The sequence below is a fragment of the Pseudonocardia sp. genome (assembly GCF_025465255.1).
Lineage (GTDB): Bacteria > Actinomycetota > Actinomycetes > Mycobacteriales > Pseudonocardiaceae > Pseudonocardia.
Map to the genome: position 1 here is coordinate 21,369 of NZ_JAODNI010000251.1, position 9,321 is coordinate 30,689.

Sequence of the window (9,321 nt, forward strand, 5' to 3'; positions counted from 1 at the left end):
CGTGCCCCGGCGTCACCGTGGACCCAGGTCCAGATGCCCCACCGTCACCTTGAAGCTGGAGAAGGCCGGCTTCTTCGTGCCGTCGCTGCGGCGCAGGCCGTAGAAGTTCAGGTTGGTGCCGGTGTCCTCGCCGAGGTCGCGATCGGAGTACCAGATCAGCGCACCGACATGCCTGTCCTGGGCCACCGTCATGAGGACGTCCCGAGCGATCTGTGCCTGCCGTTCCTCCGTGACGTGGGTCGTCTCGGCCGAGATCGACTTCGGGTCGCCGTCGGACGCGGCGCCCGGACCGCTGGTGGGTGCGCCGTACTCGGTGAGCCAGATCGGCAGATCCGGGGTGCCGTAGCGACTCAGGACGCTGCGCAGGCTGTTGCGGCCGACGTTCATCCGGCCCCACGGAGTCGAGTCTCTCCTCGATTCGCTCGCGAGGTAGGGATAGGTGTACGGGTGATAGGCGATCGCCCCGACGGCGGTGTTGCCACCGAGAGCACAGATCCGCGAGAGGAACTGCCCCGGAGCCATCCCGCCGTCGGTCGTGTCCACGGAGGCGAGGCCGCCGAGCAGGATCAGGGCCGACGGGTCCACCCCGCGGATGGCGGTGCTCGTGGCCTGCAGGAGCGCGGTGTAGGCCTCCGGATCGACCTTCGGCGCCCAGAAGCCGGGGGTGTTCTGCTCGTTCCAGATCTCCCAGCCGAGGACATCCTCGGACGCATACCGCTCTGCGGCGGCCCTGGCGAAGTCGGCGAAACGGGCGGGGTCGGCCGGAGCGCACTTGTCGCTGTCGCACCCGGCGGGCCGCGCCCAGTGCGGTGTGTAGGCCACGACCAGGAGAAGCCTGAGGCTGCGCGCCTGCGCGGCGTGCACGACGTCGTCGAACCGTGCCCACTGGAACTCGTCCGGGCCGTCGGGCTGGACGTCCCCCCACGCCAGATCGGTACGAATCGTGCCTGCGCCCACGGACACCGCGTCGTCGAGGGCATTCCCCAGGTCCTGCTCGTCCATCCCGATCAAGGTGTTGCCGTAGGCGATGCCGATCTGCAGCGGGCGTGTCGGAGGCGTTCGCGCGGATTGGAGCGGCGCGGAGGTGGACGGTGCTTGTCCCCGGTGCGGGACGATCGTGAGGATCCCGACGACCACCAGGATGAGCAGGAGGATGCTCCGCAGCACCCGAGTGCCCGGACCACCCGCCACCGGCCGATCATATCGAGGAGTGCCCGACCTCGGCGTCGGCGCGTGTTCCGTCTTCTGGTGCCGAGCGGCCATCTACGACCGATCCTGTGCCGTCACACGCGTCCTCTCACCTCGCTCCCGCTGCACCCCTGCCACGAGCCCCATCACCACCCGCACGACGTTGTCGGTCGGGCCGACCATCCGGCGTCGAATCGCGAATGGCTCGGTCGTCGAGCGGTTGATCAACCCGGAGGTGGTCATCGCCGAGGAGTACCCGGCTGCGGCGGCCGCCGCCATCGTGGTCGAGTCGTAATCCCCGTCCTGACCATTGGGGTACGCGAGGGAGGTGACCGGGACGTCGAGTGTCTCCTGCAGGCGCGCTCTGGACTCACGCAGGTCCGCGACCTGGTACGCCTCGGTCTCGCGGGCGAGGATGGCATGCCGCATGGTGTGGGACCCGATCGACAATCCCGGCCTGATCAGTGAGCGGGCCTCGTCCCAGTCCATGAACAGGTGCTCACACCGGAAGCGCCCGGCAGGGGCCAGCACCTCGACGAGCTCGGCAACCGCGCGTTCACGGGCCGCGTCATCGCGGGCCTTGAGCGCCGGCTCGACCTCCTTCAGCGACGCCGTGCGGGACCACGGGCTGTCCAGATTCAACGCGATGCCCTCGAACTCGCGACGGGTGGCCGTCGCCTTCGCGAAGGCGAACGCGACCCTCTCCCACCAGGGATCGACCTGGCGATCGAGAAAGCCGGGGACCAGGAAGAACGTCGCAGGGAGCCCCAACCTCCGCAGGACCGGGGCTGCGAGGGCCAGGTTGTCCCGGTAGCCGTCGTCGAAGGTCAGCGCGACCGCTCGGGCGGGAAGCCTACGACCCTCCTGCAGCGCCACCAGCGCGGCGTCGAGAGGCACCACGTTGGTCACCCGGCGAAGCATCCGCCACTGGCGAGTGATCGAGCCCAGGCCGCGGCCTGCTCGCGCGGGGTAGCGCCAGGTGCTCTCGACGTTGTGCCAGCCCAGGATCACGAGCTCGCGGCCACCCGCCCAACTGTCACCGTCGCCGCGAGCGGTTCGCACGATCGCTCACCCCTTTGTCGGAAATAGCACGCTGTGTGCTCAGCTGCCAGGCCTTCCGCGCCGCCCGGGCGCCGACGTGTCGCATCATGGCGATCCGGGCCCACACCTCGGACCGCCGAACGGCCGGAAGCGGGTCGTCCCAGCGCCATACCGCGAAGGTCTGGGGACGAATCAGGCTGCGCAACCAAGTAGCCGCCCGCAAAGCGCCGTGTCGGCGCAGCGCCAGGAAGGCACGCACGTCCGCCCCGTGGTGTATCAGCCGGAGACCGGTGCGGTACCCGGTCGGCAGCTCCGATTCCTCGCCGAGGATGCGCAGGTAGACGTGACGGGGCAGGTCGATACCGGCGGCGACCAACAGGCAGTTCGCAGCAGTGAACCGGGCGTTGCACTCGATCAGCTTCAGCTGGCCGTCCCGCACATCGAGCTTGAACTCCGCATTGGCGACCCCGAGCAGGCCTGCGTACTTGAACAGCCGCAGCGCGACGTCACGAACCGCAGGATTCCAGTCCGTGACGTGGTAGCACCCCAATCCCATGCCGGGCGGGTGTCTCCGCGGCACCCTCTTCGTGAAGTCGAACGCAGGGACGCCCTCGGCATCGAGATAGGTGTAGTAACTGCACAGCAGGTCGTCCGGGCCCGGGATCTGCTCGACCAGCACCACACCGATACCCGCATCACTCAGTTCTCGCTGCCCTGCCCGGAGCTCGTCCATGTCGTGGGCGATCCGAAATTTCGTGAGGCCGGAGAACGCCGACTGATACTCGTGCGACAGCAGCGGTTTGACGAGGAGGGGGAACACCAGTTCCTCGCGGTGGCGCTGCAGGTCGTCGAGTCCGTCGCACCGCCAGAAGCGCGGGGTCGGTACACCCGCCGCCGTGGCCAGCTCATAGCTGCAGAGCTTGTCGAGCATCGCCAGCTGGGCGGGCACGTGCGACGTGTCGAGCAGGAACCGCCGCTCCAGCTCCTCGCGGTGGCGAGCCACCAGGAGCAGACCGACGTCGCTGGCCGCGAGCACCACCGCGCCGCGAAGGTGATCGGTTGCCGGGCCCAGCAGGCACTCGGCCCACGCCGATTCCGCATCGGACCCGGTGTCGGGCACCCGGATCGGGCGGACATGGCGCGACCATTCGACGGCCGGTGCGACACCGAGCCCGTAGACCCGCACCCCGAGCCTGCTGAGACTGCGCGCCACGGACAGCGCGTTCACGTCGCCGCCGAGCAGAATCACGGGAGGTCGCCTTACGTCCACGACTCGGCTCACGACGTGCTCGCCGCAAGCCGATGCAAGATCGCCGCCGCCGGGTCGACGGCACCGGGGTGGCCGTGGCGGTGCATCGCGAGACCGGGAGTCGTGTTGACCTCGAGGATGCAGCCCGACGAGTCGCTCAGTGCCCGGCGGGGGTCGTCGGTGATCACATCCACCCCGGCGAGACGCGCGCCGACGACGGCCGCAGCGCGTGCAGCCTGCTCGACGACGGCGTCGCAGAGCTCATCCCGGGCGGGGTGGTTGCACTCCGGCGCGGTCTCGTTCACTGCAGTCTTGAGCCGCACCTTCGTACCGAGAGCCGGCACCACGGAGAGGCTCAGGCCCTGCTCACGCAGGGTCGAGGTGAGTTCGAGATCGATCGTCACGAGACTCTGGGCCCGATGTCCCGGTGACCGCAGACGGTCGTCGTTGTGCTTCGAGACGAGACCGGCGATGTCGGTGTGGCCGTCGCCGATGACGCTCGGCGGCTCACGGCGGATGGCGTCGATCAGCTCACCGTCCAAGAAGAGCAGCCGATAGTTGTCACCGGTGATCTGGCGCTCGACCAGTAGTGGCACCTGCTCCAGGTTGCGCAGCATTCCCGGAAGCCGGCGAAGGGGATGGCCGGGCTTCATGACACGAACGCCGGCGGCGGCCGCGCCGGGCACCGCGCGCGCCAGGCGGTCGGTGTCGTGGATGCCCGTCGTCACGCCCCGCCCGCCCCCGGTGTTCTGCGCCGGCTTCACCACGCACCCGCCGGGAGTGTCGGCCACGAGATCCAGTGCCGTATCGAGAGCGTCCAGTGAGAAGACGCGATGCGGTGGCACGGGCAGCCCCGCGCCGGTGAGCATCCGGCTGACCCGGGGCTTGTCTCCCGCGAGGCCGAGCACGTCGGGCCCGTCCACCGAGCAGTGCGTCCCGGCCACTCGCAGCCGGAGGGCCCCCAGCGCGATCTCGATTGCTCCGTCCCCCATCGGTGTCACCGTCGCGCCGAGGTCGGTCGCGGCACTTCGCCACATGTCGTGGTAGAAGCGGATGTGCCTGCGCCTGGCCTCACGCGCCCCTGGGGCTGCCTCGACGATCAGCTGGCGCAGCACCTGCGCCTGAGCCCTGGCTCGTAGGAAGCGGGTAGAGGCCTGAGGGCTCCCCACGATCACCGCCGTCCCTTGCCGAGAGGTGCCGTGCCCGGCGTCGCCTCGCTCAGCACTGTCGGCCTGCACCGATCGGCCTCGATGTATCCCAGCTCGTGGACTTTCGTCATGGTCAACCGCTTTCCTCGGCGGGCCGGGTCCCAGGACCGGCGGCGTCGGACATCAGGTCCCTGTCTTGTAGGGGCTAGCTCGCAAAGCCGGGACGCAGCGTTTCGGCGGAATCTACTCCAGTAGGGTGAATTAAACGCATTCCTCACGGCAAAGATCGCTTACAGTGCGGTAAAGCAACCAGGCTACTGGGCTATTCGGCTGATCGATGCGATGATCCGGAGATTTGCTCTGCCCTTGCTCGCGGAACGCGCCGTAACGTTCAGGGTCGGGATTTCGACCCCTCGCAGGTCGACGACGACCGTCGTCGTTCGCCACCGCCAGCCCGGCACGCAACCCACTCGGGGGCACCTGTGGACCGTCAGCATTCACCAGAACAGATCTCCGGCTCGAGCCGTCCGCGATCGGCCGACATCCATCCGGGCCCGGGGTTTCGGGTGCGTCTGAACGTTCCCCGCCTGGACTCGCAGACCGTGCAGGGTTTCGCCGCGTTCGACACCCCGGAGATCTCCGATCGGCTGAACCGTCTCTACGCCGTGGACTCCGAGATCGTGTGCATGAGCGGGGGACCACGCCGGACCGTGGGCCTGGCGTGCACCGTGCGGGTCTACCCGGGCGACAACCTCATGGTGCACAAGGCGCTGGACGTGGCCCGGCCCGGCGACGTCGTCGTGGTGGCCGCGGGCGGGGGGCGCTCCAACGCTGTACTCGGCGACATCATCTCCACCAAGGCCAAGCACCGTGGAATCGCCGGTTTCGTCGTCGACGGGCTCGTCCGGGATCTGCCGGCCATCCAGGATCTGGACTTCGCCGTCTACGCCAAGGGCACCACCCCGATCGGTCCGCTGCACCGCGGGCCCGGCGAGATCAACTATCCGATCGCCTGTGGGGGCGTCGTGACCAACCCGGGAGATGTCGTCGTGGCCGACTCGGCGGGTGTGGTGGTCATCCCGCACCAGATCGCACCCGAACTCCTGGCCCAGCTACGCGCCAACGCCGCCGGGCAGGCCGCCTACCTGGCGCTCGTGCAGCAGGGGCAGTTCGACAACAGCTGGGTCGACACACATCTGGCCCTGCACTCCTGCCCGGTCGACCGCGACGACGAGCCCGTCGCGATCGCTGCGGGCGACGACGGATTCGTCTCGGGCGAGCGGTAGAGGTGCGCTCGCGCCGACGGATCGGCGTCCTGCACCCTGGCCAGATGGGGGCGGCGATCGCCGCGCAGGCCGTCCGGAACGGCGTCGATGTCGCGTGGTGTCCGACTGGACGGGGACCGGCCAGCCGGGCCCGAGCGATCAGCGCCGGGCTGACTCCCGTCGCCGGACTCGCCGACCTGCTCGACAGCTCGTCCGTCGTCCTGTCCATCTGTCCACCCGCTGCCGCGGAGAACGTCGCATCCTCGGTCGCCGAGCACGGCTTCGCCGGGATCTATGTAGAAGCCAACGCCATCAGCGTGCGGCGCTGTCAGATGATCATGGAGCAAGTGGCATCGTCCGGAGCGCGCGCCGTGGACGGGGCGATCATCGGGCCGCCCCCGCGCGACGATCTGTCAACCACGTTGTACGTGGCGGGCGCTGACGGCGACATGGCCGAAGTGACCGACATCTTCCGGGAAAGCTCGGTGCGGGTGGTTCCCACCGGCGGCGATCAGGGCTCGGCCAGTGCACTGAAGATGGCTTATGCCGGGTACCAGAAGGCCACGCGGACGCTCGCCGCCTTGGCACACGCGCTCGCGGCGGGCCATGGCGTCACCGCGCACCTGCTCGTCGAGGCCGCACGGGGCTCGAGATCGCCGCTGGCCGAGCCCGAGTACCTGCCGAGCGTCGCCGCGCGCGCCTGGCGGTGGGGACCCGAGCTCTACGAGGTCGCCGACACTCTCGCCGCGCTGGGTCTCCCGTCCGAGCTCGCCCGTGCCACGGCCACCACCCTCGGCCGTTGGGAGGACAGGCGCGACGTCTGGGACCTTCCGCTGGAGACGGTGTTGGGCGACCTCGCCGACGGCCACAGGGATCGGCGCCGCAGCGGGACCGCTGGTTGATCCTCTGCCTGTCCGGAGAGCGGGCGCGGCGGGGCAGGTCCACCTCGTACGGGCCGTCGCCGGCGGTCGACGGGACGTTCTCCGCGGCGTGACGCCGGACAGCGCCCGGGTGCAGAACGGCCAGGCCGCGCCGGACCCCGTCGCCATCTCCGAGATCGGTTTCATACAGCGTCCAGATACTCGGCCAGGCCCCTCCGCCAGTCCGGCAGCACGACCCCCACCTTTGCCGCCTTATCCAGGTCCAGCACGCTGTTCAGCGGGCGGGACGCGGCCGACGGCTTGTCCGCGAAGTACTCCGCGGTGCTCGTGTCCCGGACGTCCGACCCGGGCCGCCCGGCGTGTTCGTAGACCGCGCGGGCGACGTCCGCCCAGCTCACGGGCTCCCCGGTGTTGGTGACGTTGTAGGTGCCGGGCTCGGCGTCGCCGTCGAGCAGCGTCAGGATGCCGGTGGCGAGGTCCGTGGCGAAGGTGGGCCGGCCGATCTGGTCCGCGACGACGGCGGGGGAGATCCCGCGTCCGGCGAGCCCGAGCATGGTGCGCACGAAGTTGCCGCCCGCGCCGATGACCCAGGTCGTGCGGACGACGTAGTGCTTCGGCGCGAGCGCGACGGCGACGTCTCCTGCTGCCTTCGACGCGCCGTAGGCGCTGAGCGGGGACAGTGGCGTGGTCTCGGGGATCGGGCCGTCGTGCGTGCCGTCGAAGACGTACTCACTCGAGACGTGGACGAGCCGCAGGTCGTGGTCCCGCGCGGCCCGGGCGAGGTTAGCCGGGCCGACGGCGTTGGCCCGCCACGTCGCGACGCGCCCCTCCGGAGTCTCGGCGGCGTCGACGGCGGTGTAGGCGGCGGCGTTCAGGATCGTGTCGTGGCCGGACCAGTCGAAGGCGGCGACGGCGTCGGCATCCGTGATGTCGAGGTCCGTGCGGGACAGGGCCGTGGCGTCCGGGGTCGCGGCGGCCAGCGCCGAGCCGAGCTGGCCACGAGCACCCAGGATGATCGCGCGCATGGGTCGTTACTCTGCCGCGTATGCGGGTGTTGGTGACGGGCGGGGCCGGGTTCATCGGGTCGAACTTCGTGCGGCGGGCGGTGTCGGGTGCCTACCCGGGCCTGGCCGGTGCGGAGTTCGTGGTGCTGGACCTGCTGACCTATGCGGGGACGTTGACGAACCTGTCCGGGGTTCTGGACTCGCCGCGGGTGGAGTTCGTGGAGGGCGACATCCGCGACCCGGCGCTGGTGTCGAAGCTGATGGGCGGCACGGACCTTGTGGTGCACTTCGCGGCGGAGTCGCATGTGGACCGGTCGATCTCGGGTGCGGCGGACTTCGTCTCGACCAACGTCGTGGGCACGCAGGTGTTGCTCCAAGCCGCGTTGGACGCGGGGGTCGGCAAGTTCGTGCACGTGTCCACGGACGAGGTGTACGGATCGATCGAGTCGGGTTCGTGGCCGGAGACGTGGCCGTTGGAGCCGAACTCGCCGTACTCGGCGTCGAAAGCCTCGTCGGATCTGCTGGCGCGGGCGTATCACCGCACGCACGGGCTGAACGTGTGCATCACGCGGTGTTCGAACAACTACGGGCCGCACCAGTTCCCGGAGAAGGTCGTTCCGCTGTTCGTGTCCAACCTCCTGGACGGGAAGCGGGTCCCGCTCTACGGGGACGGGTTGAACGTGCGGGACTGGCTGCACGTCGACGACCACTGTGCGGGGATCGCCCTGGTCGCGCAGGCCGGCCGGGCGGGGGAGATCTACAACATCGGCGGCGGCACCGAGCTGACCAACAAGGACCTGACCTACAAACTCCTCGAGGCCGTGGGCGCCGACGAGTCGATGGTCGAGCCGGTCGAGGACCGCAAGGGCCACGACCGCAGGTACTCGGTGGACTGGTCGAAGATCCACGACGAGCTGGGCTACTCGCCGGCGGTCCCGTTCGAGACCGGGTTGGCGGAGGTGGTGGCGTGGTATCGGGGGAACCGGTCCTGGTGGGAGCCCCTCAAGACGGCCTCACAGGGGGCGGGGGCGCACCGGTGAAGGCCACCGAACTCGACATCGACGGGGCGTGGGTGTTCGAGCCGCCGTCGTTCCCGGACTCCCGCGGGGTCTTCGCGGCCCCGTTCCAGGGTGCCGCCTTCCGGGAGGCGCTGGGCTTCGACCTGAGGGTGGCGCAGACCAACCACAGCGTGTCCGCCCGAGGGGTCATCCGGGGGGTGCATTTCGCGGACACCCCGCCGGGGCAGGCCAAGTACGTGTACTGCCCGGCGGGCCGTCTCCTGGACGTGATCGTCGATGTCCGGGTCGGGTCGCCGACGTTCGGCGAGCACGTCGCCGTCGAACTGGACTCGCAGTCGATGCGCGCGGTGTACCTCTCCGAGGGTCTCGGGCATGCGTTCGTCGCGCTGACCGAGGGCACGGTGATGGCCTATCTGTGCTCGACGGGCTACAACCCGGGCGGGGAGCACGGCGTCTCGCCGCTGGATCCGGCCCTGGGCCTGCCCTGGCCCGACGACCTCGCCCCGATCCTGTCGGACAAGGACCG

Annotated in this window: 9 protein-coding genes; 4 read left to right on the forward strand and 5 right to left on the reverse strand. The window is 69.7% G+C overall.

The genetic code is table 11. The features are described from left to right. Positions 1 to 12 precede the first annotated feature (12 nt). From JWP64_RS31060 to JWP64_RS31075, 4 genes are all read right to left on the reverse strand, one after another. Positions 13 to 1,191: a cellulase family glycosylhydrolase gene (locus JWP64_RS31060; protein ID WP_297504172.1), complete on the reverse strand. Its 1,179-nt coding sequence runs from the start codon at positions 1,189 to 1,191 to the stop codon at positions 13 to 15. 72 nt (positions 1,192 to 1,263) lie between these two features. Beyond that, positions 1,264 to 2,250, reverse strand: coding sequence for a polysaccharide deacetylase family protein (locus tag JWP64_RS31065; RefSeq protein ID WP_297504173.1), 987 nt, complete (start codon positions 2,248 to 2,250; stop codon positions 1,264 to 1,266). Beyond that, positions 2,225 to 3,478, reverse strand: coding sequence for a hypothetical protein (locus JWP64_RS31070; protein ID WP_297504175.1), 1,254 nt, complete (start codon positions 3,476 to 3,478; stop codon positions 2,225 to 2,227). The genes JWP64_RS31065 and JWP64_RS31070 overlap by 26 nt, the downstream gene beginning before the upstream one ends. A gap of 29 nt (positions 3,479 to 3,507) precedes the next feature. Beyond that, the gene (locus JWP64_RS31075) at positions 3,508 to 4,593 is read right to left on the reverse strand and encodes a hypothetical protein (protein ID WP_297504177.1); all 1,086 of its coding nucleotides are present in this window, start codon (positions 4,591 to 4,593) and stop codon (positions 3,508 to 3,510) included. Between the two features lie 599 nt (positions 4,594 to 5,192). Here JWP64_RS31075 and JWP64_RS31080 point away from each other — a divergent pair. Then, entirely contained in the window at positions 5,193 to 5,912 is a 720-nt protein-coding gene (locus JWP64_RS31080; RefSeq protein WP_297504178.1) for an RraA family protein, read from the forward strand. A gap of 2 nt (positions 5,913 to 5,914) precedes the next feature. After that, positions 5,915 to 6,793: an NAD(P)-dependent oxidoreductase gene (locus JWP64_RS31085; RefSeq protein WP_297504180.1), complete on the forward strand. Its 879-nt coding sequence runs from the start codon at positions 5,915 to 5,917 to the stop codon at positions 6,791 to 6,793. A 161-nt stretch (positions 6,794 to 6,954) separates the two neighbouring features. On the opposite strand, the gene JWP64_RS31090 is transcribed toward JWP64_RS31085, so the two are convergent. Then, on the reverse strand, positions 6,955 to 7,797 hold the full coding sequence (locus JWP64_RS31090; protein ID WP_297504182.1) for an NAD(P)-dependent oxidoreductase: 843 nt from the start codon (positions 7,795 to 7,797) through the stop codon (positions 6,955 to 6,957). Positions 7,798 to 7,817: 20 nt separating this feature from the next. Between JWP64_RS31090 and rfbB the strand changes: the two genes are divergently transcribed. Together rfbB and JWP64_RS31100 are read left to right on the forward strand one after the other, a co-directional pair. Next, complete coding sequence (gene rfbB, locus JWP64_RS31095) at positions 7,818 to 8,816, forward strand: dTDP-glucose 4,6-dehydratase (RefSeq protein WP_297504184.1); 999 nt, start codon at positions 7,818 to 7,820, stop codon at positions 8,814 to 8,816. After that, the coding region (locus JWP64_RS31100) for a dTDP-4-dehydrorhamnose 3,5-epimerase family protein (RefSeq protein WP_297504186.1) at positions 8,813 to 9,321 on the forward strand (509 nt) is incomplete at its 3' end. The genes rfbB and JWP64_RS31100, both read left to right, overlap by 4 nt.

Coding starts and splice junctions, on each gene's coding strand:
- JWP64_RS31090 (WP_297504182.1), bottom strand. CDS start 7,797: ATGCGCGCGATCATCCTGGGTGCTCGTGGCCAGCTCGGCTCGGCGCTG.
- rfbB (WP_297504184.1), top strand. CDS start 7,818: ATGCGGGTGTTGGTGACGGGCGGGGCCGGGTTCATCGGGTCGAACTTC.